19 protein-coding genes are annotated in these 19835 nt (G+C 35.5%); 5 read left to right on the top strand and 14 right to left on the bottom strand.

Going from position 1 to position 19835, the window contains the following annotated elements:
- Position 1 precedes the first annotated feature (1 nt).
- The 5 genes from dxs (at position 2) to VHP32_10550 (ending at position 5765) form a co-directional block, all read left to right on the top strand.
- Positions 2 to 1924, top strand: a complete 1923-nt coding sequence (gene dxs, locus VHP32_10570) for a 1-deoxy-D-xylulose-5-phosphate synthase (protein ID HEX2788341.1) — start codon at positions 2 to 4, stop codon at positions 1922 to 1924.
- A complete protein-coding gene (locus VHP32_10565; GenBank protein ID HEX2788340.1) occupies positions 1911 to 2354 on the top strand; it encodes a hypothetical protein in 444 nt (147 codons plus the stop codon). Before dxs ends, VHP32_10565 begins: the two co-directional genes overlap by 14 nt.
- 69 nt (positions 2355 to 2423) lie before the next feature.
- Positions 2424 to 3842, top strand: a complete 1419-nt coding sequence (gene miaB / locus VHP32_10560; protein HEX2788339.1) for a tRNA (N6-isopentenyl adenosine(37)-C2)-methylthiotransferase MiaB — start codon at positions 2424 to 2426, stop codon at positions 3840 to 3842.
- An 11-nt stretch (positions 3843 to 3853) separates the two neighbouring features.
- On the top strand, positions 3854 to 4726 hold the full coding sequence (locus tag VHP32_10555; protein ID HEX2788338.1) for a hypothetical protein: 873 nt from the start codon (positions 3854 to 3856) through the stop codon (positions 4724 to 4726).
- Positions 4719 to 5765 (top strand): glycosyltransferase family 9 protein, encoded by a 1047-nt coding sequence (locus VHP32_10550; protein ID HEX2788337.1) that lies wholly within the window; start codon positions 4719 to 4721, stop codon positions 5763 to 5765. The genes VHP32_10555 and VHP32_10550 overlap by 8 nt, the downstream gene beginning before the upstream one ends.
- A 4-nt stretch (positions 5766 to 5769) precedes the next feature.
- Here the strand turns inward: VHP32_10550 and VHP32_10545 are convergent, their stop codons facing one another.
- The 14 genes from VHP32_10545 to smc all read right to left on the bottom strand — a co-directional run bounded on the left by VHP32_10545 (position 5770) and on the right by smc (position 19832).
- Positions 5770 to 6051 carry a hypothetical protein gene (locus VHP32_10545; protein ID HEX2788336.1) on the bottom strand — a complete coding sequence of 94 codons (282 nt, stop codon included), beginning with the start codon at positions 6049 to 6051 and terminating at the stop codon, positions 5770 to 5772.
- 1 nt (position 6052) lies between these two features.
- Positions 6053 to 6664, bottom strand: a complete 612-nt coding sequence (locus VHP32_10540) for a riboflavin synthase (protein HEX2788335.1) — start codon at positions 6662 to 6664, stop codon at positions 6053 to 6055.
- A gap of 1 nt (position 6665) precedes the next feature.
- The gene (gene ribD, locus VHP32_10535) at positions 6666 to 7739 is read right to left on the bottom strand and encodes a bifunctional diaminohydroxyphosphoribosylaminopyrimidine deaminase/5-amino-6-(5-phosphoribosylamino)uracil reductase RibD (protein HEX2788334.1); all 1074 of its coding nucleotides are present in this window, start codon (positions 7737 to 7739) and stop codon (positions 6666 to 6668) included.
- Between the two features lies 1 nt (position 7740).
- Complete coding sequence (locus tag VHP32_10530; protein HEX2788333.1) at positions 7741 to 8415, bottom strand: glycosyltransferase family A protein; 675 nt, start codon at positions 8413 to 8415, stop codon at positions 7741 to 7743.
- The gene (locus VHP32_10525; GenBank protein ID HEX2788332.1) at positions 8397 to 9563 is read right to left on the bottom strand and encodes a peptidoglycan DD-metalloendopeptidase family protein; all 1167 of its coding nucleotides are present in this window, start codon (positions 9561 to 9563) and stop codon (positions 8397 to 8399) included. The genes VHP32_10530 and VHP32_10525 overlap by 19 nt, the downstream gene beginning before the upstream one ends.
- Positions 9554 to 10345: a DUF4292 domain-containing protein gene (locus VHP32_10520; protein HEX2788331.1), complete on the bottom strand. Its 792-nt coding sequence runs from the start codon at positions 10343 to 10345 to the stop codon at positions 9554 to 9556. The genes VHP32_10525 and VHP32_10520 overlap by 10 nt, the downstream gene beginning before the upstream one ends.
- On the bottom strand, positions 10335 to 11045 hold the full coding sequence (locus VHP32_10515; GenBank protein ID HEX2788330.1) for a gamma-glutamyl-gamma-aminobutyrate hydrolase family protein: 711 nt from the start codon (positions 11043 to 11045) through the stop codon (positions 10335 to 10337). Before VHP32_10515 ends, VHP32_10520 begins: the two co-directional genes overlap by 11 nt.
- The gene (gene lpxK / locus VHP32_10510) at positions 11042 to 12037 is read right to left on the bottom strand and encodes a tetraacyldisaccharide 4'-kinase (GenBank protein HEX2788329.1); all 996 of its coding nucleotides are present in this window, start codon (positions 12035 to 12037) and stop codon (positions 11042 to 11044) included. Before lpxK ends, VHP32_10515 begins: the two co-directional genes overlap by 4 nt.
- A 31-nt stretch (positions 12038 to 12068) precedes the next feature.
- Positions 12069 to 12524, bottom strand: a complete 456-nt coding sequence (locus VHP32_10505) for a DUF374 domain-containing protein (protein HEX2788328.1) — start codon at positions 12522 to 12524, stop codon at positions 12069 to 12071.
- 128 nt (positions 12525 to 12652) lie between these two features.
- The gene (gene lpxB, locus VHP32_10500) at positions 12653 to 13777 is read right to left on the bottom strand and encodes a lipid-A-disaccharide synthase (protein HEX2788327.1); all 1125 of its coding nucleotides are present in this window, start codon (positions 13775 to 13777) and stop codon (positions 12653 to 12655) included.
- Positions 13777 to 14304, bottom strand: a complete 528-nt coding sequence (locus VHP32_10495) for an isoprenylcysteine carboxylmethyltransferase family protein (protein ID HEX2788326.1) — start codon at positions 14302 to 14304, stop codon at positions 13777 to 13779. The genes lpxB and VHP32_10495 overlap by 1 nt, the downstream gene beginning before the upstream one ends.
- A gap of 71 nt (positions 14305 to 14375) precedes the next feature.
- Positions 14376 to 15122: an HAD-IB family phosphatase gene (locus tag VHP32_10490; GenBank protein HEX2788325.1), complete on the bottom strand. Its 747-nt coding sequence runs from the start codon at positions 15120 to 15122 to the stop codon at positions 14376 to 14378.
- Positions 15123 to 15129: 7 nt separating this feature from the next.
- Positions 15130 to 16191: a hypothetical protein gene (locus tag VHP32_10485; protein HEX2788324.1), complete on the bottom strand. Its 1062-nt coding sequence runs from the start codon at positions 16189 to 16191 to the stop codon at positions 15130 to 15132.
- Positions 16192 to 16214: 23 nt separating this feature from the next.
- Complete coding sequence (gene smc / locus VHP32_10480; GenBank protein ID HEX2788323.1) at positions 16215 to 19832, bottom strand: chromosome segregation protein SMC; 3618 nt, start codon at positions 19830 to 19832, stop codon at positions 16215 to 16217.
- Positions 19833 to 19835: the final 3 nt, after the last annotated feature.

The raw sequence follows: 19835 nt of genomic DNA, 5'->3' as shown, positions 1-19835 counted from the left end.
AATGGAACATAAAGATTTCGATTTATCAAAGACGAAATTTTTAAAGGATATAGATTATCCTAACGATTTAAAAAAGTTGAACCTCATGGACTTGCGTGTGCTCGCCGATGAGATTCGCGAGTACTTGATGGACGTTATTTCACAAATCGGCGGGCATCTTGGCGCATCGCTTGGCGTTGTCGAGCTTACCCTTGCGCTTCATTATGTTTATAATACTCCCGATGATAAGCTTATCTGGGATGTAGGACATCAGGGATACATTCATAAAATCTTAACCGGCAGACGCGACAGCTTGAAAACCATCCGTCAGAAAGACGGCATCAGCGGTTTCCTCAAACGCAGCGAAAGCGAATACGATGTTTTCGGCGCAGGTCATGCAACAACTTCTATCTCTGCAGCGCTTGGTATTGCAACCGCTCGTGATTTCCAGAAAAGAAATTACAAAGTCGTTGCTGTAATCGGTGACGGCTCAATGACAGGCGGTATGGCTTATGAAGCGATGAACAACATCGGACTACTGAAAAAGGACATAGTCGTAATTTTAAATGATAATAAAATGTCGATTGCTCCAAACGTGTGGGCAATACAAAATTATTTTACCGACATTTTAACTAACGATACTTACAACAAATTCCGCGGAAAAGTCTGGGAGCTTACGGGTTCATTTGATAAAAAAACAACCGACCGTTTGCGTCACGTTGCTGCAAAAATCGAAGGCGGACTAAAAGGCGTTATCACTCCGGGAATGTTGTTTGAGTCTCTCGGCTTCAGATATTTCGGACCAATCAACGGACACAACGTAGTTAACCTTGTAAAAACTTTAGAAGAAATTAAAAATTTCTCAGGACCTATTCTTCTTCACGTTGTAACTGAAAAAGGAAAAGGACCTTCTTATGCAGATGCGCATCCGCAGAAGATTCACGCATTGACACCATTTGATAAGACAACAGGCATTGAACATAAAAAATCTACTGTTCCTGCATATACAAAAATTTTCGGAACAGCATTAATCGAGCTTGCAAAAAAAGACGATAAGATAATCGGTATTACTGCTGCTATGCCTGACGGAACGGGATTAAACCATTTGCAAAAAGAATTGCCTGACAGATACTTCGATGTTGGAATAGCTGAACAGCACGGCGTTACATTTGCCGCAGGACTTGCAACGGAAGGATTTACACCTGTTTGCGCAATTTATTCAACATTCTTGCAGAGAGCTTTTGACCAGATTATTCACGATGTGGCAATTCAGAAATTACCTGTAGTTTTTGTTCTTGATAGAGGCGGACTTGTCGGCGCTGACGGACCAACGCATCACGGTTCATTTGATTTGAGCTACCTGCGTTTAATTCCTGGTATGGTAATCATGGCTCCGAAAGACGAACAGGAGCTTCGCAATATGATTTATACCGCAACGCAGTATAAACGCGGACCGATTGCTCTCCGTTATCCTCGCGGAAACGCACTTGGTGTCGAGATAAAAGATTTTGAAAAGCTTGAAATCGGAAAAGGTGAAATCGTCAGAAAGGGAAATGATGTTGCAATTCTTGCAATAGGAAACATGGTTGAAAATTCAATGCATGCTGCAGAGCTTCTTGAAAAATCAGGCATCAATGTCGAAGTCGTTAATATGCGTTTTGTGAAACCTTTGGACAAAGAATTATTGTTAAATATACTGGAACGCTTTAACAAAGTTATCACGATTGAAGATAACACTATTAAAGGCGGATTCGGAAGCGCGGTAGTTGAGTTTGCAGCGCAGTATAATTTCAAAAATGATATTATGATACACGGCATTCCTGATAAATTCATCGAACACGGAAAACCTGAGGAGCTTCAGGCAGAGCTTCATCTCGATGCAAAGGGAATTTCTGAAACGGTTAAATCATTTTTAGCTGAACACAAAATTAATGTTAAAAGCTAACCTTTTAATATTGCTTTTTCTTTCCGTTGCAATTTATTCATGCACGGATAAAATCTTTACACCGTCACCGTTCTTTCAAGTGATTTATGAAAAGCCTGGGTTAGTTGATAGTCTCCGGGGTGATTGTTCTGCTTCTCAGATTAGAACATTTAGCTTGGGCTCACATGACCTTGCGCAATATGATAGTTTGTTGTTTCAATTTTCAAACTCTACTGATGCGGACTTAGCTCTCATACAGGTATATTACCCGGGGGCTTCTAACTATCTTATGTATTTACAGGGTAAGTCACTTTCGGAAATAAGTCATTGGCAAATTCCGGCACCTGATTATAACGGAGAAGTGTATCTGCGAATGATATTAAATTCGTCTGTTTGCACAGGGCATATATATCACTTATCAGTTAGAGATTTTAAAATGTACGCGAGATAAATTTTTTGAAGTCATTCCTGCGAAGGCGGGGGGAACCCTTTGGGTCATCCCGGTAGTTTTAAATAAGTAATGATAGACTTAAACAGCTTAATATTAGATAACAAAGCGAAAGCAACCAGGCAAAGCTTCGATAAATCAGATAACGATAAAAAAGTTTATATCGAAACTTACGGATGCCAGATGAATTATTCCGACACGGAAATAGTTCTGAGCGTTTTGAGCAAGTTCGGATATAACGAAACAACAGACATACATAACTCGGATGTTATTCTACTGAATACCTGTAGCATTCGCGAAAACGCTGAGACAAAAATCTTTAATCGTCTCGAAGCATTGAAGATGTTCAAGAAAAAAAATCCGAACATGGTTGTCGGTATTCTTGGCTGTATGGCAGAACGCATGCGTAAGGAGCTTCTTGAAAACGAACCGATTGTAGATTTAATCGTAGGACCTGATGAATACCGTAAAGTCCCGCATCTTATTGATAATGCTCTCGAGACAGGTGAAAAGGGAATTGCTGTTAAACTTTCTAAAGTTGAAACTTATGATGACATCGTTCCAATCAGACGCGACGGTATTTCCGCATGGATAACCATCATGCGCGGCTGTGATAAGTTCTGCACATATTGCGTTGTGCCGTTCACACGCGGACGCGAGCGCAGCCGAAAGCTTTCGAGCATTGTTGATGAAGCAAAAAGATTATATGATGAAGGCATAAAAGACATCTGGCTTCTTGGTCAGAACGTGAATTCATATCGCTATGAGGAATACGATTTCTCTGACTTGCTTGCCAATGTCGCAAAAGCTGTGCCGCAGATGAGAGTCCGTTATACAACTTCACATCCCTATGACTTATCCGATAAGCTTCTTTATACAATGGCTGAGCATGAAAACATCTGCAAATATATTCACTTGCCTGTGCAGTCAGGTTCTGATAGAATCTTAAAACTAATGAATCGCGAATATTCCGTCGAGCATTACATGAATGTCATGAAAAAAGCTCGTAAGCTCATGCCTGACATCGGTCTTTCGACTGACATAATCAGCGGCTTTCCGACTGAAACCGAAGAAGACCATCAGGCAACAATGAACGTGATGAAAGAAGTTAAATACGACGGCGCTTATATGTTCACTTATTCACGCAGACCGAACACAAAGGCATTTAGAATGGAAGATGACATCGACCCTGAAACCAAAACACGCCGTCTTGATGAAATAATTTCTTTACAGCGTGAGCATTCTTATGAGCTTTATAAAGAGCAAATCGGAAAAGAAAAAGAAATAATACTCGAAACGCTGAGTAAAAAATCCGATGATTACTATATGGGCAGAACAGATTGCAATAAATCCGTTATTGTCCCGAAACATAAAAGTTTTGTAAATGAAAATGGCGAGCTTGTTGAAGAAAAAGCTTTCAATATAGGGGATACTATAAAAGTTAAGATAACAAAAGCTAATTCGGGAACCCTCTTCGCTGAACCCATCTAAAAAATAATTATTTGACTGACTATGTAAGCCAAATATTATTTAAATCCCTAAGTTTTTTTGTCCGATTATTTCCATTAAAATTAGTCCAGAGAACAGCAAGCTTCATTGGACTAATTTTTTTTTATGTCATACCAATTCGCAAGAAAGTTGCATTAGATAATCTCAACATCTGCTTTCCCGAAAAAGATTCACATTGGAAAAAAGACATCGTAAAAAAATGCTATAAGAATCTATTCATCGATATGTTCGAGTTTTTATATTTTCCAAAACTTGATGAAACCGGAACCAAAAGCTTTGTCCATTTTAAAAATCCCGATTTAATGCTGAAGAGTCTGAATGCAAACAAACCCGTTATGCTCGCAAGCGGGCATTTCTCGAATTGGGAGCTAACTGCTTTTGCTTCTCCTTATTTTTTTAATAAAGAGCTCGACATCATCGCCAAAAAACAGGCGAGCACCGGATTGAATAAGCTTATTAACCGTTACAGATGCCTTTCGGGAAACAATATTATTCAAACAGGTTCATCACTTCGCGAAGTTTTTACGGCAGTAAAACCAAAATCGATTTTAACTTTTCTAATTGACCAGTCAGCGCATCCCGATTATTCTGAATATGTTTACTTCTTCGGGAAAAAAGTTGCAACATTCGCAGGGCTGTCTAAGCTTGCCTTGAGATTCGATGCAGATATTATTTTCGGCTATGGTATTCGGAACGATGATTATTCATATGACATTTATCTTGAAAAAATAAATTACGATAAGCAAAAAGATTCATCAATCGATATTACTCAGCGATTGCAGACCTCACTCGAAAAAGTTGTCAGTGAAAATCCTTCGCAATGGCTATGGTTTCATAAAAGATTCAAGCACATGAGGAATGACTGACATGATTAATCTTAATGAAATAAATAAAGTTTTAATCATACAAACCGCGTTTCTCGGCGATGTAATCCTCACGCTTCCTCTTGTTCAGGTTTTAAAAAAACATAAACCCGGTTTGCAGATTGATTTTCTTTGCATTCCTGAAACTGCCGGCGTTCTTAAAAATAATCCTGATATAAACGAAGTTATTTTATATGACAAGCGTCAATATAAAGGAATAGGGAAGTTATTTAATCTTACCAATAAGCTCAAAAAAAACAAATACGATTTAATCATTTCACCGCACCGCTCGGCACGAAGCACATTGATAACTTATTTTACTTCTGCTAAGTACTCAATTGCATTTGATAATTCTGCTTTCCGCTCATTATATAAAATAAAAATACCATATCAAAAGGACATTCATGAGATTCAGAGAAATCTATCATTGCTAAAACCTCTCGGCATTAACGAAACACAAATCATTAAACCTGATATTTATATAAGTGAAACTGAAAGAAAAAAAATCGATGAAATATTTCTACAAAACAATATTTCATCAAACGATAAGATAATTTCCATCGCACCCGGCTCTGCATGGTTTACAAAACGTTTCCCACAGGAAAAGTTTTTAAAACTTATTCAAAGCTTAGATAATCAGATTAAAATAATTTTAATTGGCGGTAAGGATGACATTTCAATAGGAGAGTATTTGAAGTCAAATTACCCTGATTCAAATTTAATAAACCTGATAGGGAAGTTAAATATTCTCGAATCAGCAGAAGCAATTAGGCGTTCGCAAATTCTTATCACAAACGATTCGGCTCCATTGCATATCGGCAATTCTGTTGAAACCAACGTATATGCAATCTTCGGCTCGACAATTCCGCAGTTCGGATTTTATCCCTTTGGAAAGAATGATATGGTTTTTGAAATTAACGGCTTGGCTTGCCGTCCCTGCGGGATTCACGGTCGAACTGCCTGTCCGCTCGGAACTTTGGAGTGCATGAATGCAATTGATGAGAAAAACATCGCGGAAATAATTAACAAAAAATTCAAATAAGTTCTTAAACTAAAAACTCTTTCAGTCTTTCTTTAATCTCTTCTTGCGAATAAGCTTCTTCTCTTTGGTTCATCTCATTAATAATGTCAGCTAAAATTTTTTTACCTTCTTTCTTGGTTAAATCTTTTAAGAAACCATCAAATACAGATTCACCATCCATTGCTTTGTTGATTTCAGAATGTTTGTTATGCTCATTCAGCTCTGTATAAATAATGCACCTGAATTTTCTGTTAAAATCTTTTTCGCGGTAAATCTCAAACATTGTTTTATCTGATTCAAATGCCATATTATTTTTTATTTAAGTTTTTTGAAATGTATTTTCCGACCATGTCAAACTCAATATTAACAACATCTTTCTCCTTATTGTATTTGAATATCGTATGCTCAAGCGTATAAGGAATCATCGCAACTTTAACTGTAATATTTTTTTTGCCTTCTTTTGCAATTTCTGCAATCGTCAGGCTTGTTCCGTTAATCGTAATCGAGCCGGTATAAATTATAAAATTTTTAAATTTTTTTGAAAATGAAATAAAATATTCCCTGCTTTGCTTAACGTCTTTTATTTTTTCAATTTTCCCCGTTGTATCGATATGTCCCTGCACAAGATGTCCGTCAATAAATGAGTTCAATTGCAGTGGTTTTTCTAAATTCACATAATTGCCTTTCTCAAGCAAACCGAGATTTGTCTTTGAAAGCGATTCTTTTATTGTCGTAAACTCAAAATTATTTTTCTGAATTTTCTCAACCGTCATGCACGCACCGTTAATTGCAATGCTGCTCCCGGGTTTTATACCTTTAAGGAAATTCTTATCAGCTGTTTCAACCTGAAACGCAATCCCCGAACCGTGTTTGACTTTATCTTTTACTAATCCTGTTATTTCTATTATCCCTGAAAACATTTTATTTTCTGCAATAAATTAATGTATCATTTTCTAATTTAAAAACATTAGTTGCTCTTAATTTACTTTCTGAATTTAAAGAATCTATTCCTAAATCATTAAATGTTCGTATTCCTTCTCCTAAAATCTTCGGAGCAACAAAAAAATAAATATCATCATATAAATCACTCTTCAAAAAATTAGCAAAAGTATGCGCACCGCCTTCTATCAAAACACTTGCAATATTCATTTCATAAAGTTTCTTCAAAATATCTTCAACCGCAAATCCATTTCGAGACTCAAGCCACACTTCTTTTGTATTCTGCTCATCCGAACTCACAAAGGTAATCAAAATTGTCTTCCCATCATCATTCTTGAAAACATTCAAATCTCTCGGAAGTTCATTTGCCTTATCAATTATAATCCTATATGGATTTCTTCCTTCAGCATCTCTAACGTCAAGGAAAGGATTATCGTGTTTAACAGTATTCTTTCCAACCAAAACCCCGTCATAAATGCTTCGCAAATAATGAACATACTTTCTCGATTCTGCTCCCGTAATCCACTTCGATTCGTGATTCTTCAAAGCAATAACTCCATCAATGCTTTGTGCTATCTTCAATGAAACATACGGACGATTCTTCGTAACAAAAGTTATAAAAAATTTATTTATCTCTTCGCATTGCTCTTTCAATATACCAACACTGACTTCAATCCCCGCATCTTCGAGAATTTTTATCCCGCCGCCGTTCACCTCTTCATAAGGGTCCTGCATCCCTATAAAAACCTTCTGTATGCCTTCGCTCACAATTGCCTTTGCGCATGGGGGAGTCTTTCCCGAATGTGAGCACGGCTCAAGATTTACATAAAGCTCAGTTCCTTTCAAATCATAACCTTTGCTTTTGGCATTATTGATTGCATTAACTTCGGCATGTGCTTCACCGTATTTTTCATGGTATCCTTCGCCGATAATCTGCCCGTCTTTTACAATCACACTTCCGACCAGCGGATTAGGTGATACATATCCCGCACCTTTATTCGCAAGTTCAAGGCACCTGAACATATACATTTCTTCATTAGATATATTTCCATTCATATCATTCATCTGATAACAAATTGCTGAATTGGTTTATAACCGAATCCGGGTGATTCCTGTAATATACATATGTCGGAACATCAATTTTTTTAACTTTAAAGGTTTTCTTAGCACGTTTATAAAAATCGGAATCATAAGAATACATGTCTTTAAACCCTCCGAGCACGGTAAAAACTTTTTTCTTTCCGAAAAATGTTGCACCTATTACGCAATCATTTATGTGAATTTTTTTTGACGTATCCCGTGCATCCGGAACAAAAAAATCTTTTTCATCACCAACTAACGTCGCTGAAGAATAAATCAAATCAACTTTTTTGTGATCTTTAAAGAAATTAACTCGTGTTTTTAAATGCTCTTTCTTATATTCATCATCAGAATCAAGAAAAGTTATGTATTTACCCGCAGCATTCAAAATGCCTGTATTTAATGAATAAGCTGTTTTCCTATTTGAATGTCTAATATATTTAAAATTACGATGTTCTTTCAAAATAGGGAAAAGAATTTCTTCAACATTATCTGTGCTCCCGTCATCAACAATTATTAGCTCATAATCTTTATAAGTTTGATTTAAAACAGAATCAATTACACGTGTAATAAATCCTTTCCTGTTATAAATCGTAAGTATCACAGAAACAGTAAACTTTTCTATTTCGGTTTTTAATTTAATCTCAGCCATTGTTTCGGGTCTAAAGGAACATCATCCTTCCATAACTCAAAATGAAAAGATTGCCCCCTGAAGTTTTGTGAAGTTTTTCCGATTATCTGACCCGCGACAATTTCATCATCAACATTTACACTTATATCTTTCACAATTGCATAAATACTTTTATAGCCGTTTTCATGTTCAACAATAACAATATTTCCGAGCACGGGAAGAAAAGTAACCTCTGTAACCACGCCATTTGCAATTGCTTTTACATCCGAACCTTCTGCAATCGAAACATCCATTCCGTTATTAAAAGAATTGGTTTTGGTTAATCTATTAAACGTATTTCCAAAATTTTCAATAATGTTTACGCTTTGCACAGGCAATATTAATTTGCCTTTTAGCAGGCTAAAATTCGAATCAGGATAATTTGGTACCTGATTTATTTTGAAAACAGGATTTACAAATCTCTCATTTATAATTTTCTCCAATACAGCAATGTCATTTAATATTTTATCACGCTGGCGTACAAGGTTGTCATTAACGTTCAATAAATCATGCAGGTTATTTTCGACAATAATTTTTTTCTCGGATAAAGTCCTCTGGTCTTCTTTTTTATCGAGAATATATCTAAGTTTTTCCCGGCTCTTTAAAAATGAAAGCCGTTTTTTATCCTCAAGTAGATAATAAGTTTCTTTAATGTTATCAAATTCTTTTTTCCGTGATTCGGCAAATTTATTTAGATACGTTAAACGTATTTTAAAGTCATTTAACGATTTTGATGAAAGTAAAAGCTGGTCTTCATAAATTTTCCCCGATTTGTAAAGATTTACTATTTTATTTTTTAAATTTTCTTTAAGATTGTCTGCTTTTTCTTTTAAGTTTCTTATTTCAATTTCATCTTCAATCAAATCATAATCCGCAATCTGTGACTTATCAACATAATTTATGAATTTTATTATGTAGCTAAGCTCTTCGTTTATCTGCGCCAGTTCCTGCTGATAATTAATAATCGACAAATCATTTTCTTTAAGCATGTTATCGATTTCATATAAGTCCTGTCTGTAATTCTCAATTTGTTTTAGCTTGTCGGCAACAAAATCGTAATCCGCTTTTGCTGTGCTAAAGCAGAACGAAAATAAAAACAAAAATATCCAATATTTTTTAATTACTGCCATTGAATTACTCGAGCGCTTGAGGGATAATTAACTCTAAAATAAGGATATTCAGAATTTAAAATTTTATCCGAAAGCTCTATGATAACGTTTTGTTTTTTTTCTTTATTGTAAATAAAAATCTTTCCGGGAAATTTTATACCGCCGGAACGTGAGTATTCCATGTACTCAACATCAATGCTGTTGCCCTGATTATCAGCTGTATATTTAATTAAATTCCCGGTTTCTTTATCGATAAAATATTTTTTTACAGTTCCATCAGCAGATGTTTTCACAATTTCATACAGCAAAGACCGTTCATTGAATATAATATTGTCTCCTTCGTTATTTTCAATCTTAAGCGAGCCCGACATTCCATGAATCATATCATCATAATCAATCTTTATGCTGAGTATCGCTCCGAGATTAATAGGGGTCGATGAACCTTTAATCACATAGCTTTCCTGAACATTATAATAAACAAAATCTTCACGGTTAATTTTAACTCTTGCAATCGAAATTCCGAATGGTCCGTTTATTTTTATATATGCGGAATCGGGCTTTGCGATTCCAAATTCTATGCTTCCCGAATTATACATCTCGGGAGAATCAATCGTAATAGAACCCTCCGCAACGACGGTTTCAATCCTATCAGCGTTTTCATTTATTGCCTGAATAACTTCTTCAAGAGACTTCGAATATATCGCCGATGACTGGTCTCGTGATGCTGTGCATGAGCTGATAAACAAGACAAGACATAAAAATCCCGTTATGTATGAAAATCTGTTATTCAGTTCAAACCTCATTAATAATCTTCATGTTATAAAACAGCTTTACTTCATTCAAAAATTTTAACAATAAATTTTTGGATGCAATATCTTCGAAGTCTAAAAATCTTTCAGGATGCCATTGAACAGCAACCAAAAATCCTTTATCCTCTTTGTTTAGATATTCAACACCTTCAACAACCCCGTCGGAAGCCTTTGCATTTATCATCAGACCTTCACCAAGACGGTCAACCGATTGATGATGTGAGCTTGTAACATCGGTTTCGGAAATTCCCATTATTTCAAACAATAAAGAATTTTTATTTATCACGACTTTATGTATGCGGTCTTCAGTTTGTGAAATCTTTCTGTGGTTTACTCCGCGAATCTGCTCGAGGTCAAATATCAAGCTACCTCTGAAGAACACGTTCACCAGCTGGCATCCTCTGCAAATTCCAAGAACAGGCATTTTCACATTGATTGCTTTTTCCAAAAGCTTAAACTCAAACCCGTCACGCATCGGCAGGTAAGTCCCTCTTGTTTCAACCGTATCCCAATCACAATAAAGCTCCGGATAAATATCGACTCCTCCGGTTAAAATTAACCCGGAGCATTCATCAAGTTTTGCTAAATCATCTTTGCTTTCATAATCCAAAACGGCATAATCGACCTTCCAGAAATCCAGCCATTTTAGATATCTGTCAAACTTTGAGTCTGATTTGGATATGCCGATTTTCACTTTAAAACCTGGTTTAGTTTATCGTAAAATAATTCTCGATTATCTGCAATTTCTACATCTATTTTCAAATAATATATTCTAAAATTTTTCAATTTCTCAGCAAATTGTTTGAGTTTAACTGAGTCTTTTTGGGTCGTAACATATGGTGTTCTGACATCAAATCTACTAAATAAATCAAGCAATTCATTAATAAAATATTTTTTGTGATCTTCATATTTATAAAAATCAAAAACATTAACACCGGTTTTTTCCAGTGAGTTCAAAAAAGCCACCGGTCGCGCAATTCCGCAGAATGCAATTACATTTTTTTCATGTGCCAAAATTTTTTTATCATTCAAATCATAAAATCCGTCAATCTTGTAATTCATAATAATGCTTTCATCAATTATCTTTTTTCTGATATCAGTTGACTTATTATTTTGAATAACTAAGCCGGCGCGTTTATAGTTCGAAAATGACTCTCTTAAATTCCCAACAGGCAATAAAAATTTGTAGCTAAAATTATCTTCAAAATAATCTTCCGCATCGATAATTAGTAAGTTAAGATTTCTATGAATATACCTCGATTGAAAAGCATCATCTAAGATAATTACATCCGGTTTGAAGTTGATGCATTTTTTAATCGCATCAATTTTATTGTTTCCTGCGGTAATAAAAAAATTCCCACCATAATTGCCTTTAAGCTCATCGGCAATCATGTAGAGTTCATCACCGCTAACATCAACTGCGCTTAAGTTTTTCCCGTCATATACAATCTCAGTTTCTTTCGAATCTCTTTTGTACCCTCTTGAAACAATTCCGATTTTTTTGTTTTCAGATAAAAAAAATTGAGCAATAAATAATACAAGCGGAGTTTTGCCGGTGCCGCCCGTGGTAAGATTCCCAATGGATATTATCGGAACGTCAAACCTTTCCGGTTTAAAAATATTTTTATCATAAAACAAATTCCTGAAAAAAATAATCAGACCATACAATAATGAAAAGGGGAGCAATATTAATCTGAAATATTTCAATTATAAATTATTATAAATAATTTGAAATTTCTTTTTTAAAATTATCAAGTTCATAATCATATTTATACTCATTATAATAAAAGTGCTTTCCAAATTGGGCTTCACACTTTGAAAACGGATATGGAATTTCAAAATTATCCCAGCTTTTATTCAAAATAAATTTGTTTTTATAAATAATTTTAACCGGAATAATTGGTTTTCCCGTTTCAATAGATAATTTTAAAACCCCGTTTTTTATTTCATCTTTCGGACCTCTGGGACCATCGGGAGTAACAATCGCTTTGTAGCCCTGTTTAGAAATTGCAATTAACTCAGCCAAAGATTCTTTCCCTCCGCGCGAGCTCGACCCGCGTATTATTTTATAGCCCCACTTATCTAAAATCTTTGTAAGAACCTCTCCATCTTTGCTTTGCGACACAAGTGATGCAGCTTTTAAGTTTCTGAAAAGATACCATCCAGCAAGCATTTTTGAATGCCAAAAAATATAAATTCCGTCCTCATTATGGAAGTTTTTTACGGATATTCTTAAAGTTTTTAAATATAAGTTTATAAAAAAGGGGAGTAAGCTGTTTCCAATGAAATATTTTATCTTGCTCAAAGATATTGGCTTATAATTTTTGCAGCATTTTGGGAAGCATGTTCTTTGCCAAGTATGTTATTAACAATCTCAAAACTATTTTTCATTTCAGCAATATAATTTTCATCTGAAAGTAATTTTATCCCTTCTTTAACCAGGTTTTCTACCGTAAAATCATTCTGTATAAACTCTTTTACAATCTCCTTGTTTGCAAGAATGTTCACCATGCCAACTTTATCGACCTTAATTAAATTTTTTCCGATAATATAATTCATTGAACCGGTTCTGTACACAATGCAGAAAGGTGATCCAAGCAAAGCACACTCTACCGTCGAAGTTCCGGATTTTGTGAACAATAAATCGGAGTTATATATTGTTTCAAACTCAATCTGCTTTGTCCCGTCATCGTAAATTAAGTTCACATTATAGCCCTGTAAAAATTTTTGATAAAAACTTTTCTCAATGTTTCCCGAACATAAAATATTAATAGTTATGTTAATATTTTTCTTTATTTCACGTGAAGCAATAAGAAGCGTGGGAAGGATTCGTTCAACTTCCTCCTTTCTGCTGCCCGGCATAATCGTGACAATTTTATATGAATTAGTTTTCTTAGTTCTGTTTTTCAAAAATACATCCGTTTTTTCCTTCAGCGGATGCCCGACAAATTTTGCCTGCACACCTTCTTTAGCATAAAAATCAACTTCAAAGGGAAATATTACAAGCATTTCATCGATATTTTCTTTAATCGATTTTACCCGTTCTTTATGCCACGCCCACAGCTGAGGCGATATGTAATAAATTATTTTCCCTTTATAAAATTGTCTTATGGTTGATGCGAACTTAAGATTGAACCCCGGAAAGTCAACAAGTATAACTACTCTCGGATGTTCTTTTAAAACATGATCGACGCAGTCTTTCAAAATTTTTTTAATCTTAAAAATATTTTTTACAACCGCAGAAAATCCGATAAAGTTTACTTCGTTATAATGATGAAGCAATTCTGCTCCTTCTGCTTCAAGATTTTTTCCTCCGATACCCGAAACTTTAATATTCGGTTTTATTTTTTTTAGCTCATTAATTAAGGCAGCTCCGTACATTTCACCCGAAGATTCACCCGTAATTATGAATACTTTACCGGACATTATGAAGAAAAAGTTTTAAAAAGAAAATATATGATTATGATTGATGATAAAATTAAAAATGCCTGAAGGCTTCTGCGCTCCGACTTTAAACCCGCCGCAACATCTAACGGTAAATCGGATTTTATTTCTTCCGGAAGTAATTTGAACTTCGGAAAAAATCTGTTGACCGTTACGGTATAAATATGAAATTTATCCCTGAAAGTTTTTTGAAGATATTCTTCTTCATTGAGGATGATGCAGTAATATTGAAATGTAAAAAAAATCAATCCTGCAATCTGAAGATATGGAAATAATGCTTTGCTCATTACACCGATGCCGGTGTAAATCAGAATATTCCCTATGTATAAAGGATTACGCGTTATGCTATATGGACCTTGTGTAACTAAATAAGTTCCTCCCACTCCTGATGTTGTCCGTGTTTCGCTTCCCGCATAAGAAACTGCCCATATCCTGATTGCTTCACCGCAAAGAGCAATAACGAACCCAATGATTATACTTAAAAAAGTCGGGTTAATAAAAACTAACATTAAGATTACAAACGGGAGGGGAGTGTAACTGCGGTATTTAAATAAAAAATTTCCTGTTTTTTTGAAAAAGCTCATCCGCCAAGTAGTACATCCTTTCTGTGTGTTTTTGCAGTTTGTCTGTGCTTGATTTTATTTTCCGATTTCAGCTTATCGAGTTTTTTTAAAATGTCGTCAAAATTATTAAACTCGTGATAAGTTATATTGTTCTTCCAGCAGAATGATGCAAGCCGTCCTTTGGCAAAAACAATATCCGCATAATTAACCGCGCACGCATCTGAAGCTCCATCTCCAATAAAAACTGAAACTTCGTTGTATAAGTCGTTCGTGTTGTTTATAATAACATTTCGTTTCGATGTCCCGCACCACGAGCACATCTCCTCGCTGTTCGGGAACTCGCAGGTGACTTTCAGCTTTCCGTCTTTGCCTACATAAGTCGTGAGCTTATTCGCATAAAATTTTAAGTCAATTTTTTCACGCTTCATAATATGCTCTATGTAGTAATCATATCCTTCGCTTACTATTATCAGTTCGTGTTGATTATCTTTACAGTACCGAACAAAATTTTTAAACGTCTCATCAAGTGGTTCGATATCAAGGTGTTCATTGAATTTTTTGAAATCAAAATTATCAATCAGCTCAAGCTCTTTCAGATTTGCCTCTCTTGATGAATATTCGTAATTACAATATTTTTCGATTATTTCAACATGTGCTTTTTTATCCTCTATAAAATTATCGAATGAATTTATGCATACGTCATTTTTTGCAATCGTTCCGTCAAAGTCGCAGAAAATTTTCAATATCGGTTTTTCTTTTTTCACTCTTTCATTATTCCTTTCTCAGGAAATTTTTATCTTTATCTATTTCAAGAATCAAATCGGTCATATAATTTACGCTTTCATCCAAATCCTTAAGCGATAGCACTTCTTCACATGAATGCAGGTATCTCGTTGCAACCTCGATTCCGCCGACAGGTATTCCACTTCTTATTGGAGCAATATAATCAGAATCGGTTCCAAATCTTCCGTTATCCATATCAATCTGATACTTATATTTCTTCTTCTTCGCAACCTCAAGCATCTTATCGGCAATTCTTTTGTTTGTCCTTACGCCTCTTCTTATTACAGGACCGCTACCGAGCTTGCAATCACCGAATTGTGTCTGTGAAACTCCCGGATAATCCGTTGCAGGCATAACATCAATTGCAATTGCCATAGTCGGATTTAGATAGTATGCCGCATTTCCTGCGCCGCCCGTATTTATTTCTTCCTGAACGGAAGAAACTCCGAAAACTTTTGTCTTAAATTTTTTATTCGAGAGCTTGCGTAATGTTTCGGCAACGATAAAAATTCCTATCCTGTTATCGAAGCATCTTGATGCAGCAAGATTGTTTCTTAAATCACGGTAATCATTTCCAAAAATCACCGGGTCGCCGATTGTAACTTGCTTCAAAACTTCAGCTTTGCTCTTTGCGCCTATATCAATAAATACTTCGTATCTTTTTGGAACACTTCTTTTCCCGCCGTCTTCCTGATGCAAAGACTTCTGACCGAAAACTCCTTCAATGATACCGTTCTTTGTGATTATTCGCGCACGTTGTGAACCGAGAATGCTCGCGTCAACTCCGCCAATGCTGTAAAAATATATAAATCCATTGTCATCGACATAGTTTATCACCAGTCCGATTTCATCGGAATGTCCCACAATCATTATAGAAAATTCTTCGTCAGGGTTAAGCGTAGCGGTGAGATTTCCGTGAACATCTCCTTTGATGTTCCTGCAGAAACTGCTTACTTCAGTCTTCCAGATTTTCTGGACTTTCTCTTCAAAACCGGAAGGACCCGGCTCATTAATTAAACGTACTAAGAAATCTTTTTTTTTGGTTTCCATAAGTGTAAATACAATATAGGAGGTTAGGCAACTTTATTTTTGAATTTAGTTTCGACGATGGTGGTAACGCCGGCTTCCTGCATCGTAACACCATATAACCTGTCAACGGTTTCCATGGTTCTCTCATTGTGCGTAATCAATATAAACTGAGTATTCTCCGAAAATCTTCTTATCATGTTGTTGAACCTTCCCAAATTATTCGGGTCAAGCGGTGCATCTACCTCATCAAGTACGCAGAACGGTGACGGTTTCACAAGATATATTGCAAAGAGTAATGCAATCGCCGTAAGAGTTTTCTCTCCGCCCGATAAAAGTTCAATCGATGTAGGTCTTTTACCTCTCGGCTTAGCGCTGATTTCGATTTTTGCTTCAAGCGGGTCACTCTCCAGCTTTCCGTCTTCATCCATTTCATATACAAGTTTCAAATCCGCCTCATCACCTTCCTGAAACAGTTCTTTAAATATCATTATGAAATTCTCACGGATTTTTTCAAACGTCATTAAAAATCTTTCTCTTGCTTCTTGATTTATCTTTTCAATTGCTTTCAGAATGTCTTTCTCAGAATCAAGCAAATCATTCTTCTGTGTAATCAAGTTTTCCAATTCTGCTTTTTCTTTATCAAAATCTTCGAACAACAACTGCTGATATCCGCCAAGCTTCTTTAACGTCTCTGTCAGGTTATCAATTCGCTTCTTGAATTTCTCTATATCAATATCTTCATTCAGAATTTCTAAAAATTCATTATTCTTTATTTCATTATTAATGATTTCATCTGAAAGCGGCAGGTCAACTTCATATTTTCCGTGAATAAATCTCGACAGGGAAGATGCATTTGCTTTGTTTGTCGCAATCTTTGTATTTGAATCAATAAGATAAAATGAAACTTTATCAAACTTTGTTCTTCGGTCGCGTTGCTGAATGTCCGTAACATTCATTTCCTCACGCTTTGCTTCATACTCTGATTTCAGTTTGCGGTAATCTTTCTCCACAATTTCAAAATCAGAATTCAGTTCTTTAATTTTATCGGTATTACTCTTTATTGTCTGGTTTAATTCGGCAAGTTCCTGCATTCCGCTTTCCATTGCGCTCTCATTTTTTGCAATAAGTTCGGTCTGGTTCTCAATCGTTGACGTAATTCTTATTAAATTTTCTTCTTCATACTCAAGTTCTTTCTTTGAACCGATTACACTTAAATTGTATTCATTATAATCATTTGTCGCATCGTTATAAACATTTTGTATGTCGTTGACTTCCTCAGCTAATTTCACAGCTTTTTCTTCGAGAATTTTATGCGCATCATTAGATTCATTTAACTCGGTTAAAACACCGGTTACCTGCTGCTGCAGATGTTTGTTCTCACCTGAAATCTGCTTGTAATCATCCTCATTCTTGGTTATGGTTTTGTTAAGCTCATCGATTTTAAAGTTCAGCTGCGCCATTTCGTTGGATAGCTGGTCAACGCTCTTATTATATGCTGAAATATTCATCGCAATGTCATCGAGTTTCAATTCATCAATCTTCGAATTTATCTGTGCAACTGACTCTTCTGCGTTTTCCATTTTTTGTTTTATAGTATCGAGACGTGTTTGCATATTTTCAATGCTCTTGTCTCGTCCGAGACGGATTATGTCAGGATTCGTCTCGCTTCCCGCTCTTATCACACTGTCCGTAATTATATCGCCGTCAAGAGTAATAAATTTATAATAATTATCCTTTGCATACTTCATCCCGATATCAAGACTTTCTACAATTATGTATTCATCAAGAATGTATTTTATCAAAAGCTCATGCTTTTTATCGGCACATTTAACAAACTTATCCGCAAATCCGATAATTCCCTTATCTTTAATAAATTCAGGGTCACCAAAATATTCCGTATAATAAAAATTATTATAATTTATTTTGTCGTTTAATATGAATGTAATCTTTCCCTTGCGGTTATTTACAAGAAGGTTAATCAATTTATTAATGTCGCGGGAATCATCCACAACAAGATAGTTTGCCACCTCGCCTAACGCAGTCTCGACAGCAATTCTATATTTGTCATCAACTTCGATTAAATTCGCAATTGTAGAAATATTCGGGTGCTCTAATTCTTTTGTAAGATATTTAATCCCTTCGGAGTAATCTTCAAGCGATTCGGATAATCCGGAAAAATAATCTATCTTTGTTTTTAATTTATTATATTCAAGGTTCTCATTCTTCAGCTCTTCCTCAAGTTTCATCTTTTCGGTCTCAAGTTCCGCTTTCTGAATCTCCATATCACGCTGTCTTAATTCTAAATTCTTCAGTGATTCTTTTTCTTTTGAAAGCTTATTTGTCAAAATGCTTTTCTCTTCTTCAAAGCTCTTAATCTGTAAAATATTTTCTTCATTGCTGTTCGTTAGTTTCGTAAGCTTTTCAAAATTATTTTCGAGACGCAGATTAAGCTTGTTGTGTTCATCTTGCTTTGAGTGTATAGACGCATTAACTTCTTTAAGCTGAGAAGTCACTGAGGAAACTTTGGCTTTATTTTCATTAATAACAATTCGCAGTGAATCAACTTTTTCTTTTTTCTCGCGTAAAGCGTGTTCGGAAACCTGAAAAGCTTCTTTCAGAATATTTACTTTTTCAGTCTTTTCTATTTTTCTCGCTTCGTTTTTGCTTATGCTTGCCTTTGTGTTTAAAATTTCATCTGTTAATCTCTTTATATTTTCATTCGTCGAATTTAATCTTTCATTTAACTTTATGTTTTCTCGTTCAAGAAACTCAATCTCTTTTCTTCTTTCCTCTCGTAAGTTCGTCATCTCGGATAGGGAAGCCTCGCTTTCCTGAATATTGCTTCGCAGCTCATCTATTAACGCATCGTTCGCTTTAATTTCTGTTTCAAGTTTTTCCTTGAGTTCGATATTTTCTTTCTCATGTGCTTTAATATATTCAATCTCGCTATTTAGCTTATGGTAATCAAAATTAAAAACTAAAAGTTCAAGCTGTCTTAATTCCTCACTTACTCGTTTAGCTTCTTCGTTTCGTTTCACCTGTCTTTCAAGCGAGTTCACATTTCGTTGCTTCTCGCGGATTATATCGCTGACTCTTGAGAGCGTTTCATGAACGGAGTTCAATCTTAGAAGAGTTGCATCTCGGTTTTGCTTGTATGTCACAATACCTGAAGCTTCTTCGAACATCTTTCTTCTTTCATTCTTTACGGAAGAAAGAATAACCTCAGTCATCTTCAACTCAATAACCGAATACGCATCCGGACCAATTCCTGTTCCTGCAAAAAGATGCTTTATGTCTTTAAGACGAACCTTAGTTCCGTTGAGATAATATTCTGTCTCACCGCTTCTGAAAAATCTGCGGGCAATTTGCACTTCGGCAAATTCCGTCGGTAAAATATTTTTGTCGTTAACAATTGTGAGGGAAACTTCGGCAACACTCAAAGGTTTTCTGTTTCGCGTTCCGTTGAAAACAACGTCCTCACGTTTTTCGCTTCGCAGTGCTCTGTCGCCCTGCTCGCCCAAAACCCATCTGAGTGCATCAACTATGTTCGATTTTCCGGAACCATTTGGTCCGACAATCGCAGACACACCTTTACTGAATTCCATAGTAGTCTTGTCTGCAAAGGACTTAAAACCGAATATGTCGATTTTTTTTAGATGCAAATA

It is taken from the genome of Ignavibacteria bacterium (assembly GCA_036262055.1).
Classification (GTDB): Bacteria; Bacteroidota; Ignavibacteria; order Tepidaquicellales; family Tepidaquicellaceae; genus DATAJP01.
This window is presented reverse-complemented; position numbering and strand designations above follow the sequence as displayed.